The following is a 15,505-nucleotide window of genomic DNA, read 5'->3' on the forward strand; positions in this document are numbered from 1 at the left end:
GAGGTCGGGATGCGGATCGGGGCGGACGGCGGTCGGGTCGACCGGGTGGTCGGCTCCCGGACCGGACGCGGTTGCCCGGACCGGAGCGACGGCGACGCTAACAGCCTCGTCCACAGCCCGGCAACGAAGCCCGGGTGCCGGTGGGATGCCCGGTGTGCGTGTCGGTCGGCGTGTCGTCCGCTGCGCGTCGGCGCGCCGACACCGCGTGTCCGCCTGGCCGGTGCAGCCTGGCCGGTCGGGTCCCGGCCAGGACCCGTTCCGGCTCCCCGGCGGTCCCCTCCCGGTCGGCGTCCCGGGGACCGGCCGACCTCGGCTATGCTGGTCGGAGTCTGTGGACCGGTCGCGGTGCCCTGACACGGTCCGCCGCCGAGTGGTGTCACACCGTGTCCGGAGGCGGCGGGGGCGGCCCACAGCGACCAGCCTCCCGGGGTGCTGCGGAGCGGCCGTCGCCGCTGCGGCCGGCGCCCCGCAGCGTGCCTGCACACCGGCGGGCCCGCACCACCGATGTCCTGCCGTAGGAGTACCTCGTGAGCAAGCGCACCTTCCAGCCGAACAACCGCCGCCGGTCCAAGACCCACGGCTTCCGGCTGCGGATGCGCACCCGTGCCGGCCGCGCGATCCTCGCCGGCCGCCGCCGCAAGGGTCGCGAGAAGCTCTCCGCCTGAGGTGCTGCCCGCGCAGGCCCGCCTGCGCCGGCGTCCGGAGTTCACCGCGGTCGTCCGGTCGGGCCGGCGTGCCGGTCGGCCGACCATGGTGCTCCACTACCTCCCCGTCCGTCCCCCGGCCTCCCCGGCCGGGGCCTCCTGCGTGCTCGCCGGTCCGCGCGCGGGCTTCGTCGTGGGGAAGACGGTCGGCAACTCCGTGGTGCGCCACCGCGTGACCCGGCGGCTGCGCGCCGCCGTCCGCGAGGAGCTGCCGCGGCTGCCGGACACCGCCGACCTCGTCGTCCGGGCCCGTCCCGAGGCGGGGACGGCGTCCTCCGCGCAGCTGCGCCGCGACCTCGCCGCGGGCCTGGACCGCGTGCTCGGCGAGCGGGGCCGGCCCTCGTGAGCGCCGACCGCGGCTGCGGGCCGGTCGCCCGCGTGCTGCTGGCCGCCGTCGGCTTCTACTCCCGTGCCATCAGCCCCGCGCTCCCCCCGCGGTGCCGGTTCGCGCCGACCTGCAGCGCCTACGCCGCCGAGGCGGTCGCCGTCCACGGCGCCGGCCGCGGGTCGTGGCTGGCACTGCGGCGGCTGCTGAAGTGTGCGCCGTGGCACCCCGGCGGCTTCGACCCGGTGCCACCGCGCGCCGGACGGCACGCCACCGGAACCGGTGGGGCCGGTCGTCCGTCGAGGACAGCGGCACTCCCGGTGCCCGCCGCCGACGGTGCCCGTCGCCCCGCCCACGAGACCCCGCCGGCGTCCCGCCGGGCCCCGCAGGAGGAGTCCTCCCTTGCTTGACTGGCTCTACACCGCGATCGCCTTCGTCATGAAGACGTGGCACTCGGTGTTCTCGACGTTCCTCGACCCGGCCGGCGGCATCACCTGGGCGCTGTCGATCGTCTCCCTCGTCGTCACCGTCCGGCTCATCCTCTTCCCGCTGTTCGTCAAGCAGGTGAAGAGCCAGCGGGCGATGCAGGAGATCCAGCCGGAGATCGCGAAGCTGCGCAAGCAGTACGGCGCTGACCGGCAGGGCTTCAGCCAGGCGATGATGGCGCTGCAGAAGGAGCGCGGGGTCAACCCGCTGGCCGGCTGCTTGCCGATCCTCCCGCAGATCCCGGTCTTCCTGTCGCTGTTCCACGTGCTGCGCCGGCTGCGGCCGAACGCGCCGGGGCTCTACAGCTGGGACGACACGCTGACCGACCAGGCCGCTCGCGCGGAGCTGTTCGGGGCGCCCATCTCCTCGTCGTTCAACATGACGGGGACCAAGGCGGAGGCGATCCTCGCCATCACCGGCGGCTACGGGCCGATCCGCACGGTGGCGCTCATCCTCATGGTCGTCATGTGCGTGACGACGTACGTCACACAGAAGCAGATCATGCGGCGCAGCGGCCCGGTCGAGGGTCAGGCCGCCATGGTGCAGAAGCTCCTGCTCTACGGCATGCCGATCAGCCTCTTCGTCACCGGCTTCTTCTTCCCGATCGGCGTCCTCCTCTACTGGCTGGTCAACAACCTGTGGACCATGGGCCAGCAGTTCTTCATCCTGCGCAAGATGCCCCCGCCCGGGTCGCCCGCGGCCCAGGCCAGGGCCGCCGCCGACAAGCCGGCCGTCGACCCGAAGACCCTGGCGCCCAAGCCCGGCGCCAAGCCGGTCCGCACCAGGGGCGGCCGCCCTCCGGCGTCCGGCGTCGACCTGGTCAAGGACGGCGCCCGGGACGGTGACGGCCCGACGGGGACGACCGGCGTGGCCCTGACCAAGGACGGGGCGGGGAGCGCCGGCGGCGCGGGCACGGACGGCACCGGCGCGGACGGCACCGACTCGACCCACACCGACTCGACCCACACCGGCGCGAACGGCACGGGTGCGCACGGCAGCACCGCGGCCGGCGCCGCCGGTGGGCCGGCTGGCCGGGCCGGCGGGGGCAAGGGCTCCCGCCCGGCCAACCGCGCCCCGCACGGCCGCCCCGCCGGCACCGGCGGCAAGCGCAAGCGTCGCTAGACCGCTCCGGTCCGCGCCGGGAGCCTCGCCCGAGGACGCCCCGCGGACCCCCCGCCGGCACCGCGCCCGCACGGCGCGACCGGCTCCTGACCACCGGGTCCGCCCGGCTGCCCGCACCGACTGGAGGTACCTCCGTGAGCGTCCCGCACCAGCCCCCCGCAGACACCGCCCCGACCGCCGAGGTCACCGCCGGCGCCGTCCTGAGCCCCGCGGCCGACACCTCGCCGGACGGGCCGACCGACCTGCCCGACCCCGACGACGCCAGCGCCGACGCGCTGGTGGAGCCGGCTGACGACGCGCCGGACGACGGCGCGGCCCGGAGCGGCACCGACCTGCTCGTCCGCGAGGGCGACGTCGCCGGGGACTACCTCGAGCGGCTGCTCGACATCCTCGACGTGGACGGCGACATCGACCTCGACGTCGAGGGCGACCGGGCCTCGGTGGCCATCGTCGGCGGCGAGCTGCAGGACCTGGTCGGCTCCGACGGCGCGGTCCTCGAGGCCCTGCAGGAGCTCACCCGCCTGGCCGTGGCCCAGTCGACCGGGGTCCGCAGCCGGCTGATGCTCGACATCGGCGGCTACCGCGCCCGCCGCCGCTCCGACCTCACCGCGCTGGCCGCCGAGGCCGCCCGCCGGGTGGCGAGCAGCCGGCAGTCCGAGCGGCTGGCGCCGATGAACCCGTTCGAGCGCAAGGTCGTCCACGACGTCGTCGCCGGCGTCCCCGGCGTGCACAGCGAGTCGGAGGGCGAGGAGCCGAACCGGCGCGTCGTGGTCCTGCCCGACAGGTGAGCGAGCTCACCGGAGGACGGCGCAGCAGCGCGAGCGTCGGCGCCGGCGAGGAGCCCGGGTGAGCGCCTCGGGCGCCCTGTCCGCCCCACCCGCCCCGGACGCCGCGCGGTCGGTCTTCGGTCCGGCGCTCCCCGACGCGGAGCGCTACGTGGCGCGGCTGGCCTCCGACGGTGTGACGCGTGGGCTCATCGGGCCGCGTGAGGTCCCACGGCTGTGGGAACGCCACGTGCTCAACAGCGCCGCGGTCGCCGAGGCGGTGCCGGAGGGTGCCCGGGTGGTCGACGTCGGCAGCGGCGCCGGCCTACCCGGGGTGCCGCTGGCACTGGCCCGCCCCGACGTGCGACTCACGCTGGTCGAGCCGATGGCCCGGCGGGTGGAGTTCCTCGAGGAGGTCGTCGCCGAGCTCGGGACCCCGTGGCGGGTGGTCCGCGGCCGCGCCGAGGAGCGCGCGGTGGTCCGCGAGGTGGGCCCGGTCGACGTCGTCACCGCCCGTGCGGTGGCCGCGCTCCCCCGGCTGGTGGGCTGGTGCCGCGGCCTGCTGCGCCCCGGTGCCCAACTGGTCGCCCTCGTCGGCGCCCGTGCGCTGGAGGAGCTGCCCGGCCTGGTGCCCGAGCTGGAGCGGGCGGGGATGCGCGACGTGCACGCCCGGGCTGTCGGTACCGGGCTGGGAGAAGCTGCCACTACCGTGGTGGTCATGACCCGTGGGCCGCGGTGAGCCCTCCTCGGACGCCGACCGGCACGCCGTTCCACGTGGAACCGCACAGACACCCGAGCCCGTTCCACGTGAAACGGGTCGGCAGGGAGGACCCGCGATGACCGACCCGGGCCAGCGGCTGCGCAGCAGCCTCACGGCCGACTCGGCGGCCAGTCCCGGCGCGGACTTCGACAGCCCCATCGCCATGGAGGCACTGCGGGCCACCCGGGTGCTGCACGCCGCCGACCAGGAGCCCTTCCCGCCGCCCGGCCGCATCCGCGTGGTCACCGTGGCGAACCAGAAGGGCGGTGTCGGCAAGACCACCTCGACGGTCAACCTGGGCGTCGCCCTGGCGCTCTACGGCCTCCGGGCGCTGGTCATCGACCTGGACCCGCAGGGCAACACCAGCACCGCCCTCGGCGTCGAGCACACCGTCGGGACGCCGTCCATCTACGACGCCCTCGTGGGGGACAGCTCGCTGGCCGAGGTCGTCCACCCGACCACCGCCAGTCCGAACCTGCGCTGCGTGCCGGCCACGATCGACCTGGCCGGCGCGGAGATCGAGCTGGTCTCCGTCGTCGCGCGCGAGTACCGGCTGCGCCGGGCGATCGAGGGCTACATCCACTCCCTGCCGGAGGAGGAGCGGCCGCACTACGTGCTGATCGACTGCCCGCCGTCGCTGGGTCTGCTCACGCTCAACGCGCTCGTGGCCGGCGACGAGGTGCTCATCCCCATCCAGTGCGAGTACTACGCGCTGGAGGGCCTCGGCCAGCTGCTCAACAACATCGAGCTGGTGCGTGCGCACCTCAACCCGGGGATCGCCGTCCGCACCATCCTGCTGACGATGTACGACGGCCGGACCCGGCTCGCCGACCAGGTGGCCGAGGAGGTCCGCAGCCACTTCAAGGACCTGGTGCTGCGGACCGTGATCCCCCGCAACGTGCGGGTGTCGGAGGCGCCGGGCTACGGCCAGTCGGTGCTGACCTACGACCCCGGTTCGCGCGGCTCCACCAGCTACGTGGAGGCCGCCCGCGAGCTCGCCGAGCGGGGCGTGCACCTGGTGCCCGAGGCCGATCCCCGGCCGATGGGCCCGCCACCTCCCCCGCCGCCGCCGGCCACCGCGCCGATGCGGGCGGTCCGTCCCCAGGCCGGCCTGGCCACCGGCTCGCACGCGGACAGCTCGCTGGCCGGCCGGGCCTTCGCCGGCACCGACGCGGCCGTCCTGCCCGTTCCCACCTCCGTCGACGAGGAGAACCGATGAGCAAGCGTGGCGGCCTCGGCCGGGGGCTGGCGGCGCTCATCCCCACCAGCGCCCCGCCCGCCGAGGCCCCCGCGGTGCACCAGGTGCCCCAGGGGTCACCGCCATCCCCCGTGTCCCCGGCCCCCGAGGTGCCGGCCGACGGGCGGGTGGCTCCCGAGGCCCCGGCGCCGGTCACGGTGCTGCCACCGGCCGCGCAGGCCGCCGCCGAGGTGGCGCGGCAGCGGGAGGAGGCGGTCGGCGTCCCCGGCGCGCAGCTGCGCGAGCTGTCCGTCGGCGAGATCGTGCCCAACCCGAGGCAGCCGCGCCAGGTCTTCGACGACGAGGCGCTCGAGGAGCTCACCCACTCGGTGCGCGAGTTCGGGCTGCTCCAGCCGATCGTCGTCCGCGAGCGCTCCGACGACGGCGGCGGCTACGAGCTCATCATGGGCGAGCGGCGCCTGCGGGCGGCCCGCGGGGCCGGTCTGGAGGTGGTGCCGGCCATCGTCCGGGACACCACCGACGACGCCCTGCTGCGCGACGCGCTGCTGGAGAACATCCACCGTGTCCAGCTCAACCCGCTGGAGGAGGCCGCGGCCTACCAGCAGCTGCTGGAGGAGTTCGGCGCCACCCACGAGGAGCTGGCCCAGCGGATCGGGCGCAGCCGCTCGCAGGTCACCAACACGATCCGGCTGCTCAAGCTGCCGGTGAAGGTGCAGACGCGGGTGGCCGCGGGCGTCATCACCGCCGGCCACGCGCGGGCGCTGCTGGGTCTCGACGACTCCGACGCGCAGGACGCGCTGGCCACCCGGATCGTGGCCGAGGGACTGTCGGTCCGGGCCACGGAGGAGGCGGTGGCGCTCGCCGCGGCCGAGCAGCCGGCCTCCCGCCGCCGGGCCCGCCGGATCAGCGCGCCGGGCGTGGAGGACCTCGCCGGCCGGCTGTCCGACGTCTTCGAGACCAAGGTGAAGGTCCAGATCGGCCGGGCCAAGGGCCGCATCGTGGTCGAGTTCGGCTCGGTCGACGACCTGCAGCGCATCATCGGGCTCATGGCCCCGGAGGTGTCCGGGCGCCGCGAGGAGGACTGAACGACGAGAGCCCGTGTTTCCGTCACGTACGGAAACACGGGCTCTCGTCGTTCCTCTCGCGGGTTCCTTCCTCAGGGGGCGGTGCGCGCCCGGCGGGTGAGCAGCCGGGAGAGGACGTCGCCGAGGTCGTGTCCGGCGGCCTCGACCGCCATGGGGAACATCGACGTCTCGGTGAGCCCCGGGGAGACGTTGACCTCGAGGAAGTGCACCTCGCCGTCGGGCGAGACGATCGCGTCGGTGCGCGAGAGGTCGGCCAGGCCCAGTGCCCGGTGCACGCGGACCGCGAGGTCGGCCGCGCGGGCGGCGACCTCGTCGGAGACCCGCGCGGGGACCGAGTACTCGGTCAGGCCGGGGGTGTAGCGGGCGGTGTAGTCGAAGACGCCGGACTCGGGGGCGATCTCCACCGCCGGCAGCGCCTCGGGGCCCTCGCCCAGGTCGACCACGGACACGGCGAGCTCCACGCCGTCGACGAACCGCTCGACCAGCACCGTCTCGCCGTAGGCGAAGCAGCTGACCATGGCGGCCGGCAGGTCCTCGACCCGGCCGACCTTCTGCGCGCCCAGCGCGGAGCCGCCCGAGGCCGGCTTGACCATGAGCGGCAGCCCGAGGCGGGCGACGATGAGGTCGAGGACGGCGCCGGCGCCCAGCTCGCGGAACGTGCTGTGCGGGAGGGCCACCCAGTCCGGCGTCGTCAGGCCGGCGGTGCGGACGACGGACTTGGCGGCCGGCTTGTCCCACGCCAGCCGGCAGGACGCGGCCGGGGAACCGACGTAGGGGACGCCGGCGAGGTCGAGGACCGCGCGCAGGGCGCCGTCCTCCCCCGTGGCGCCGTGCAGCGCGATGAACACCGCGTCGGCGGGGGCCGCGGACAGGCCGGGCAGCAGCTCGGCGTCGGCGTCGCGCAGCTCGGCGTCCACGCCGACGCGGGCCAGCTCCTCGACCACCTGGGTGCCCGAGGACAGGCTGACCTCACGCTCGAAGGTCAGCCCCCCGGCGAGGACGACGGCGCGCAGGGGCGTCGACTCCGCGGCGGGGCCGGCGGCGGTGTCACCGGCGGGCGGTGCGGCGGGTTCGGTCACGGCGTCAGTCCTCGGTCCGGTCGCTGTTGGCGGGTCCGACGATGGTCTCCGCGGGGGACTCGGCCGGGCGGCCGACGGCACGGAACGTGCCGGTGTCCACCGTGTCGAAGGTGGAGTGCAGGTCCAGCTCGGCCTCGATGACGCGGGCCAGCCGGCGCACCCCCTCGCGGATCTGGTCGGGCTCGGGGTAGCAGTAGGACAGCCGCATGTGCTCCCGGCCCGACCCGTCGGCGTAGAAGCCGATGCCCGGCACGTAGGCGACGTGGGCGTTGACCGCGCGCGGCTGCATCAGCTTGGCGTCCAGGCCGTGCGGGAGCTTCAGCCACACGTAGAAGCCGCCGTCGGGACGGGTCCAGGTGGTGCCCGCGGGCATGAGCGCCTCGAGGGACTCCAGGGTGGCGTCCCGCCGCTCGCGGTAGAGCTCGGTGAAGAGCTTGATCTGCTCGCGCCACGGCTGGGTGTCGAGGTAGCGCGCGACGGCGTACTGGGTCAGCGACGGCGGGCACAGCACCTGCGCCTCGGTGGCCAGCACGAGCTTCTCCCGGACGGCGAGCGGCGCGAGCACCCAGCCCACGCGCAGGCCCGGGGAGAAGGTCTTGGAGAACGAGCCGAGGTAGATGACCCGCTGGGAGTCGCGGGCACGCAGCGCGCGCATCGGCTCGTGGTCGAAGCCGAGCAGGCCGTAGGGGTTGTCCTCGATGACCAGCAGGTCGTAGCGGTCGGCGATGTCGACGATCGCCCGGCGGCGCGGCTCGGACAGCGTGACGCCGGCCGGGTTGTGGAAGTTGGGCACCGTGTAGAGGAACTTGACGCGGTCGCCGTTGGCGCGGGACTCCAGCAGCGCCTGCTCCAGCGCCTCGGGGATCAGCCCGTCGTCGTCCATGGCGACGTGCCGGACCCGGGCCTGGGCGGCCTGGAAGACGCCGAGCGCGCCGACGTAGGAGGGCCCCTCGGCGAGGATGACGTCGCCGGGGTCGCAGAAGACGCGGGTGACCAGGTCCAGGCCCTGCTGCGAGCCGACGGTCACCACGACCTCGCTGGGCGAGGCATCGGTGATGCCCTCCAGCGCCATGACGTCGCAGATGCGCTCGCGCAGCCGGGGGTCGCCCTGGCCGGAGCCGTACTGCAGGGTCTGCGCGCCCATGCCGCTGACCAGCTCGCCGATCATCGAGCCGACGGCGTCGAGCGGGAGGGCGGTGACGGCGGGCATGCCGCCGGCCAGGGAGACGACCTCCGGCCGGCTCACCACGGAGAACAGTGCACGGATCTCCGAGCTCTTCATCCCGTGCGTGCGCGCTGCGTACCGGTCGGCGAGGGGGTCCAGCCGCGGGTGACGGGGCACGACGTGCGAGTGGGCGTGCGGGGTGCCGGACGACGGCGGACCCGGCGGGAGAGAGGCCACCCGTCGAGTGTAGGGAGACGCCGCAGCCGGACGGTCGGACACCGCCGGTTGAGACGGACCAGTCACACCCGGCCGCCCCACGCGCCCCAGGGGCACCGTCGCCCGCCCGGGAGCGCCACCGCGGCCACGTGCGGGGCCCGGCGCCCCGTCGGCGGGGTGGCCGCCGTCCTCCCTCACCGCGCGGCGTCCTCCCGCACGTTCCACGGCCGGGGAGGACACGCCATGATCAGGTCCCCTGATCGTCGCCCGGGAGCCGCGGACGGCGGGCCGGTGCTCAGGACCGGTGGGGCAGGACGAACGTGCCGGTGGGCGGGTCGGCGTCGGCCGGCAGGAACAGCCGCTGCACGGCCGCCAGGACGGCGGAGGCGACGGTGCTGCGCAGCCGGGCGTCGAGCAGCAGCAGCCGGTCGACCGGGTGCGAGAGGTAGCCGCAGTCGAGGCGGACGGAGGGCATGCGGGTCATCCGCAGCAGGTCCCAGGTCTTGGGGTGCCCGCCGAGGTCGAGCATGCCGGTGCGGGCGACGACCTCCCGGCGGGCCAGGTCGGCGAAGCGCTCCCCCACCGTCGACGACGTCCCCGAGCCGGTGCCGAAGTAGTAGCTGGCCACGCCGCGGGCGTGCTCGGAGGCGTGCTCGTCCAGGTGCAGGGAGATGAACAGGTCGGCGCGGGCGTCGTTGGCGAAGGCGGTCCGCTCGGCCGGCGTCGGGTCCTGGTCGCGGCCGCGGGTGAGGTAGACCGTGGCGCCGGCGGCGGCGAGCCGTCCCTCGATCCGGCGGGCGAGGTCGAGGACGAGGTCGGCCTCGGTGGTCTCACCGGACGTGACGCCGGGGTCGGCCCCGCCGTGGCCGGGGTCGACGACGATGCGGCGGCCGATGAGGTGCGGCCCGCTGTCGACGAACGAGGCGCTCTGCCGCAGCAGCTGCGGGCGCCCGCCGGTGACCTTGCGGCCCAGCTGGCGCAGCGCGCGCAGCGTGGCCGGCCCACAGGTGCCGTCGGAGGTCAGCCCGTAGTCGCGCTGGAAGGCGCGCAGGCCGACCTCGGTCTCGGGACCGAAGATCCCGTCGGCGCGGCCGGCGTCGTAGCCGAGCTCGAGCAGGCGCTCCTGCAGGTTGGTGACGTCGTCACCGCGCATCGGCCGCTCGGGGTCGTGGTGCAGCAGCCGATCGCCCAGTGACCACCGGGCCTCCGACAGCGCCCGGTAGGTCTCCTCGCCGACCCGGCCGTCGACCGACAGGCCGCGCACCTGCTGGAAGTGGCGGACGGCGGTCGCGGTCGCCTCGTCGTAGACCTCCGCGCCGTCGGGGGGTTCCCCCGTGCCGCCGTCGGTGGAGGCCAGCAGACCCAGGCTGCGCAGAGCCGCCAGCACGTCGGCCACGGCTGGTCCCCGGCTCCCGGGCCCCAGCGGCTGCATGCGGTTCTCGGTACCCATCGTGTCGCCGATTGTCCCGTCCGCGCCGCCGTCCGGCCCGGTGGGGGGGCCTCCGACGCGTCAGGGCCCACCCGTCCTGGTGGACGGGTGGGCCCTGCGCGCAGGCGGCCCCCCTGAGGGGGGCAGGAGGTCCTGGCTCAGATGTAGTCGGCGAGGTCGGAGAGGATCGCGCCCTTCGGCTTGGCGCCGATGATGCTCTTGACCGGCTTGCCGCCCTGGAACACGGTCATCGTCGGGATCGACATGACCTGGTAGTCACGGGCGATCTGCGGGTTCTCGTCGATGTTGAGCTTGGCGATCGTCAGCTTGTCGCCGTGCTCACGGGCGATCTCCTCGAGGACGGGGGCGACCATCTTGCACGGGCCGCACCACTCCGCCCAGAAGTCGACGAGGACGGGCTTGTCACTGCCCAGCACCTCGTTGGCGAAGCTGGCGTCGGTGACCGTCACGGTGTTGCCTGCCATGGTCGTTCTCCTCTGTGTCTCACTCGGGTGGCCCGGCCGGATCAACCGGCCGGACCGGTGGTCTATGCCCGGTGCGCGATCAGCGCACCCGGCGGTGGGGTGCCGGTCTCAGCGCTCGTCGAAGGTCTCGGCCAGCCAGCGCTCGGCGTCGATGGCCGCCGCGGCACCGGTGCCGGCCGAGGTGATCGCCTGCCGGTAGACGTGGTCGACGACGTCGCCGCAGGCGAACACACCGTCGATGTTGGTGCGCGTGGTCGGGTGCTCGACCTGGATGTAGCCCTCGTCGTCCAGCTTGAGCTGGCCGGCGAACAGCTCGCTGCGCGGGTCGTGGCCGATGGCGACGAAGACGCCGGAGACCGGCAGCTCCTCGGTGGTGCCGGAGCCGACGTCGGTGAGCTGGACGCCGGAGACGGTCTGCTCGCCGAGGACGTCGGTGACCTGCTTGCCCAGGGCCCAGCGGATCTTCTCGTTGTCCTGCGCGCGCTTCTGCATGATCTTCGAGGCGCGCAGTTCCTCCCGCCGGTGCACCACGGTGACCGTCTTGGCGAAGCGGGTGAGGAAGGTGGCCTCCTCCATCGCCGAGTCGCCGCCGCCGACCACGACGATGTCCTGGTCGCGGAAGAAGAAGCCGTCGCAGGTGGCGCAGGCGGAGACGCCGCGGCCGAGGAGGCGCTGCTCGTTGTCCAGGCCCAGGTACCGGTACTTCGAGCCGGTGGCCACGATGACCGCGTGCGCGAGGTGCACCTCGTTCCCGACCTTGACCACCTTGGGGGTGGCGGTGAGGTCGACCTCGGAGACGTCGCGGGCGACGAGCTCGGCGCCGAAGCGCTCGGCCTGCTGGCGCATGTCCATCATGAGCTGCGGGCCCTGGATGCCCTCGGCGAAGCCGGGGAAGTTCTCCACCTCGGTGGTGGTCATCAGCGCACCGCCGAACTGCGAGCCCTCGAACACCAGCGGGTGCAGGTTGGCCCGCGCCGCGTAGACCGCCGCCGTGTAACCGGCCGGACCGGAACCGATGATGATCAGGTCACGGACGCCGTCGTGCTCTGCCGGGGGGATGACAGGGGACAGGACCTCGGTGGTCGTCGCGGGGCCGGGGGTCGGCTGGGAGTCGGTCACGCGCGGCACAACGAGGATCGTAGGGTCCGCATTCCCTGGTCGGAGCCGCCCCCGGACGTGTGACGGCCCCGTCCGGGGCACCACCCTGAGCGTGCGAGGGGTGGGGAGGACGGGGTCCTTCTCTCAGGTCGCCGGGGTGACCGCGACCTCGGCCAGGGCGCCGGCGAAACCGTCGTCGGCGGGCACCAGGCCGGTCATCCAGACCAGCACGTACTGCGTGGTCACCGGCTCGGCGAAGGCCAGCTCCGCGGTCCCGTCGACGGTGCCGGCGGTGGCGACGGGGAAGGTCTCGAGGTCGCCGTCGGGGGCGTCGCCGGTGCGGACCTCGACGGAGATCCCGGGCGTGGTGGTGGTCAGGCTGACCCCGGCGACCGGCTGGGCCGAGCCGAGGTCGTAGACGACGCCGATGCCGGGCTTGAGGCCGCCGAACTCGGCGGAGCCCCGGTAGGTGACCGTGGACCACGCCGTGGCGGGGTCGCCGTCGTAGGACGCCGGGACGTCCCGGGGGTTGTCCGGGTCGCCGTCGCCGAACGGGTCGAAGACCGCGCCCTCGGCGATGACGGCCGGTGCGCCCCCGGACGACGGGGCGGCGCTCTCCTCGGCCGCGGGGCTGGTGGACGGCGCGGGGGGCGCCGAGCCGGGCACCTCGTCGACGTCCCCGGCGACCGACAGCACGTTGGTGCCCACCCAGTACGCCAGCGCGATCACGATCAGCAGCGCGACCAGCGGCAGGCCGACCACCAGCAGTTTCCGGCGCGCCGGGGAGAAACCGCCGTCGTCGATGACCGGCTCGTCGACCGGCTCCTCGGCCGGCGTGGCGGCGGTGCGGCCGCGCGGGACCGGCGGGAGGGTGTCGGGCTCCAGGCGGCGGGCGACGTCGTCGTGCTCGTCGTGGTCGCGGTCGTCCGCGGGCGGGGCGGCCGGCGCACCGGTGACCCGCTGGGTCTGCTCCTGCCGGGTGTCGCGGTGCTCGCGCAGGCGGCGCAGCCAGCCGCTGTCGCTCTCGTCGCGGCCGCGGACCGGCGTGGCGCCGGAGCGCGGCCGCTCGGCCAGCAGCGCGGCGATCGCGGCGGCGCTGGCCAGCCGGGTGCCGGGCTCGGTGGAGCGGGCCCGGCGCACCAGCGCGGCCAGGTCGGGCTGGGCGATGGGCGGCGGGCCGGAGGGGGTGCCGCCGGAGCCCGGGACGCCGGCGCGGGAGCCGGTGAGGCAGTACTCGAGGAGCGCGCCCAGCGCGGCGATGTCCTCGTGGACGGTGCCGGTGGCGGCCGGGACCGCGCGCAGCCCGACCAGGCCGTTGGGCCGCAGGACGACGGTCTCGGGGCTCAGCCCGCCCACGGCGAGGCCGACGCGGTGCGCCTCGGCGACGCCCTCGGCCAGCCGGCGCAGGACGGTGCGGGCCTCCCGCTCGTCCATCGCGCCGGACTCGAGCCGCTCGGCGAGGGTCTGCCCCTCGATCCACTCGTTGACGACGTAGGCGGCGCTGCCGCTGCCGTCGCCGTTGCCCTCCGAGGCGTCGTAGACCATCGCCAGCGCCGGCGTGGCCAGCCCGCCCGCGGTCAGCGCGCGGGTGATCCAGGTGCGTGCGGCGGGGCCGCCGGGCTCGTGCACGCGGACGGCGACGTCGCGGTTGAGGACCCGGTCCTTGGCTCGCCAGCTGTGGATGACGCCGGTCTCGGTCCGCTCGACCGGGCCGACCTCCTCGAGCGGGCGGTAGCGGTCGGGGAGGCCGGTGATCGTGGACGTCATGGACGCGGACGACCTCCTCGACCCTCCCCGGCCGGCGGCGCGCTGCCCCGGCACCGGTGCCGGCCCGGGCGGGACCGTGCTCATCCGCGCCCCAGCCGCGCGCGGACGGCGGTGAGGGGTTCCCGGAGCTCCGGGACGCGGGCGAGCACGAACCCGGCGAGGGTCGTGACACCGACGACCACGGTACCGACCAGCAGGGTCCCGAGCGAGCCCGCGACCGACGTGCCCAGGGCGTCGTCGGTCACTCCGGCGACCAGCCACCCGGCCAGCGCCCCGACGGCGGCGGCGAGGGTCATCCGCAGCACCGGGCCGAGGGTACCGCCGGCGCGGGCCTGCCCGAGGTGGCGCCGCAGCGCGACGTGCCCCAGCAGCCAACCGGCCAGGTAGGTGGTGCTCGTGGCCAGCATCAGCCCCGCGACGACGTGCTCGGGCTCCACCAGCGCGGGGACAGCCAGCAGCAGGGGCACCCGGACGACGACCATGCCGACCTGGATGAGCGTGGGCGTGCGCGCGTCCTTCATGGCGTAGAAGACCCGCAGCTGCAGCAGCGTGACGGCCATGGGCAGCAGGCCGAAGGCGCCGACGGCCAGCGCGGCGCCGATGCCCTGCGCCTGGGCGACCGTGGTGTTGCCGCGCGCGAAGGCCACCGTGGCCAGTGCCGGCCCGAGCACGGTGAGGGCGGCGGCCACCGGCAGCAGACCGAGGGCGGAGAGCCGCGTGCCCAGCGAGAGGTCCTGGACGACGCCGGGGACGTCGTGCCGGGCGGCGGCGCGGCTCATCCGCGGCACCAGGGCGGTCAGCAGGGCGACGCCGATGATCCCGTAGGGCATCTGGAACAGCAGGCTGGCGATGGCGAAGGCACTGGACCCCAGCCCGCCCTCGCGGGCGGCGGCGTTGGCCACACGGGTGGCGACGACGACACCGATCTGGCTGACCGCGACGTAGAGGACCACCCACAGACCCATGCCGCCGACCTCGCGCAGGCCGATCTGGCGCAGGTTCCAGCGCGGCCGCAGCGGGACGCCGGCCCGGTGCAGCAGCGGCACCAGGACCAGCGCCTGCAGCGCGATGCCCAGCGTGGTGCCGATCCCGAGCAGCCACACCTGGCCGCTGCTGATCGTCCGGGGCGTGAGCTCGCCGGGGCCGCTGGCGGCGAGGAACAGCACGCCGGTGGCGATGACGACGACGTTGTTGAGCACCGGCGCCCACGCGGGCGGGCCGAAGACACCCCGGGAGTTGAGGATCGCCTGGGCGAGCGCGCCGACGCCGTAGAAGACGATCTCGAGCAGCAGGATCCGTGCCAGCCAGTTGGCCAGCCGGACCTGTTCCGGGTCGCCCTGGATGCCGTAGAGGGCCGTGAGCACCGGTGCCACCGCCACGGCGACCGCGGTGACCACGACCAGCCCGGCGACGGCCAGGGTGGACAGCCGCTGGGCGTAGGCCACGCCACCGTCGCGGTCGCGCTCCTGGGCGTGCACGAGCAGCGGCACGATGACCGAGGTGAGCACGCCGCCCAGCAGCAGCTCGTAGACGATGTTGGGCAGCGTGTTGGCGGTGTTGTAGGCGTCGTTGACCAGGCCGACGCCGAGCGCCGCGGCCAGCACCATGGTGCGCAGCAGGCCGGTCACGCGGGAGACGAGCGTGGCCACCGCCATCGTGCCGGCGGCGCGCAGGATGCCCCGGCTGCCGCCGGGGGCGCCCTCCCGCTCGCGGGCCTCCTCCTCGGTCTCCCCCTCCGGCGCGTGCGGGACCGGGGGCAGGACATGGATCGGGATGACCTGGGTCTCGTCGGCCGGCAGGAACCGGGCCCGGTTGGGCGGGG

General features: G+C 75.1%; 15 protein-coding genes. 8 read left to right on the forward strand and 7 right to left on the reverse strand.

The annotated features are described in order from the left end of the window. Positions 1–527 precede the first annotated feature (527 nt). The 8 genes from rpmH (at position 528) to ABQ292_RS17805 (ending at position 6,444) form a co-directional block, all read left to right on the forward strand. The gene (rpmH, locus tag ABQ292_RS17770; protein WP_040338882.1) at positions 528–665 is read left to right on the forward strand and encodes a 50S ribosomal protein L34; all 138 of its coding nucleotides are present in this window, start codon (positions 528–530) and stop codon (positions 663–665) included. A 1-nt stretch (position 666) separates the two neighbouring features. Beyond that, the gene (gene rnpA, locus ABQ292_RS17775; protein ID WP_369208820.1) at positions 667–1,050 is read left to right on the forward strand and encodes a ribonuclease P protein component; all 384 of its coding nucleotides are present in this window, start codon (positions 667–669) and stop codon (positions 1,048–1,050) included. Continuing rightward, positions 1,047–1,439: a membrane protein insertion efficiency factor YidD gene (gene yidD / locus ABQ292_RS17780; protein ID WP_369208822.1), complete on the forward strand. Its 393-nt coding sequence runs from the start codon at positions 1,047–1,049 to the stop codon at positions 1,437–1,439. The genes rnpA and yidD overlap by 4 nt, the downstream gene beginning before the upstream one ends. After that, on the forward strand, positions 1,432–2,637 hold the full coding sequence (yidC, locus tag ABQ292_RS17785) for a membrane protein insertase YidC (protein WP_369208824.1): 1,206 nt from the start codon (positions 1,432–1,434) through the stop codon (positions 2,635–2,637). Before yidD ends, yidC begins: the two co-directional genes overlap by 8 nt. Positions 2,638–2,771: 134 nt before the next feature. Further along, complete coding sequence (locus ABQ292_RS17790) at positions 2,772–3,425, forward strand: Jag family protein (protein WP_369208826.1); 654 nt, start codon at positions 2,772–2,774, stop codon at positions 3,423–3,425. Positions 3,426–3,483: 58 nt separating this feature from the next. Next, positions 3,484–4,140 (forward strand): 16S rRNA (guanine(527)-N(7))-methyltransferase RsmG, encoded by a 657-nt coding sequence (gene rsmG, locus ABQ292_RS17795; RefSeq protein WP_369208828.1) that lies wholly within the window; start codon positions 3,484–3,486, stop codon positions 4,138–4,140. 97 nt (positions 4,141–4,237) lie between these two features. Beyond that, positions 4,238–5,380: a ParA family protein gene (locus ABQ292_RS17800; RefSeq protein ID WP_369208830.1), complete on the forward strand. Its 1,143-nt coding sequence runs from the start codon at positions 4,238–4,240 to the stop codon at positions 5,378–5,380. Next, a complete protein-coding gene (locus ABQ292_RS17805; RefSeq protein WP_369208832.1) occupies positions 5,377–6,444 on the forward strand; it encodes a ParB/RepB/Spo0J family partition protein in 1,068 nt (355 codons plus the stop codon). Before ABQ292_RS17800 ends, ABQ292_RS17805 begins: the two co-directional genes overlap by 4 nt. Before the next feature lie 71 nt (positions 6,445–6,515). On the opposite strand, the gene ABQ292_RS17810 is transcribed toward ABQ292_RS17805, so the two are convergent. The 7 genes from ABQ292_RS17810 to murJ all read right to left on the reverse strand — a co-directional run. After that, positions 6,516–7,523 carry a D-alanine--D-alanine ligase family protein gene (locus tag ABQ292_RS17810; RefSeq protein WP_369208834.1) on the reverse strand — a complete coding sequence of 336 codons (1,008 nt, stop codon included), beginning with the start codon at positions 7,521–7,523 and terminating at the stop codon, positions 6,516–6,518. A 4-nt stretch (positions 7,524–7,527) separates the two neighbouring features. Continuing rightward, positions 7,528–8,925 carry an aminotransferase-like domain-containing protein gene (locus ABQ292_RS17815; RefSeq protein ID WP_369208836.1) on the reverse strand — a complete coding sequence of 466 codons (1,398 nt, stop codon included), beginning with the start codon at positions 8,923–8,925 and terminating at the stop codon, positions 7,528–7,530. A 274-nt stretch (positions 8,926–9,199) separates the two neighbouring features. Next, on the reverse strand, positions 9,200–10,300 hold the full coding sequence (locus ABQ292_RS17820; RefSeq protein WP_369208838.1) for an N-acetylmuramoyl-L-alanine amidase: 1,101 nt from the start codon (positions 10,298–10,300) through the stop codon (positions 9,200–9,202). A gap of 191 nt (positions 10,301–10,491) precedes the next feature. Beyond that, the gene (gene trxA / locus ABQ292_RS17825; RefSeq protein WP_438940603.1) at positions 10,492–10,863 is read right to left on the reverse strand and encodes a thioredoxin; all 372 of its coding nucleotides are present in this window, start codon (positions 10,861–10,863) and stop codon (positions 10,492–10,494) included. A gap of 63 nt (positions 10,864–10,926) precedes the next feature. After that, on the reverse strand, positions 10,927–11,946 hold the full coding sequence (gene trxB / locus ABQ292_RS17830; protein ID WP_438940604.1) for a thioredoxin-disulfide reductase: 1,020 nt from the start codon (positions 11,944–11,946) through the stop codon (positions 10,927–10,929). A 114-nt stretch (positions 11,947–12,060) separates the two neighbouring features. Beyond that, positions 12,061–13,683, reverse strand: a complete 1,623-nt coding sequence (locus ABQ292_RS17835; protein ID WP_369208840.1) for a protein kinase family protein — start codon at positions 13,681–13,683, stop codon at positions 12,061–12,063. An 80-nt stretch (positions 13,684–13,763) separates the two neighbouring features. Next, on the reverse strand, positions 13,764–15,505 hold a 1,742-nt coding region (gene murJ / locus ABQ292_RS17840), incomplete at its 5' end, for a murein biosynthesis integral membrane protein MurJ (protein ID WP_369208842.1).

This window comes from Geodermatophilus maliterrae (assembly GCF_041018925.1).
Classification (GTDB): domain Bacteria; phylum Actinomycetota; class Actinomycetes; order Mycobacteriales; family Geodermatophilaceae; genus Geodermatophilus; species Geodermatophilus maliterrae.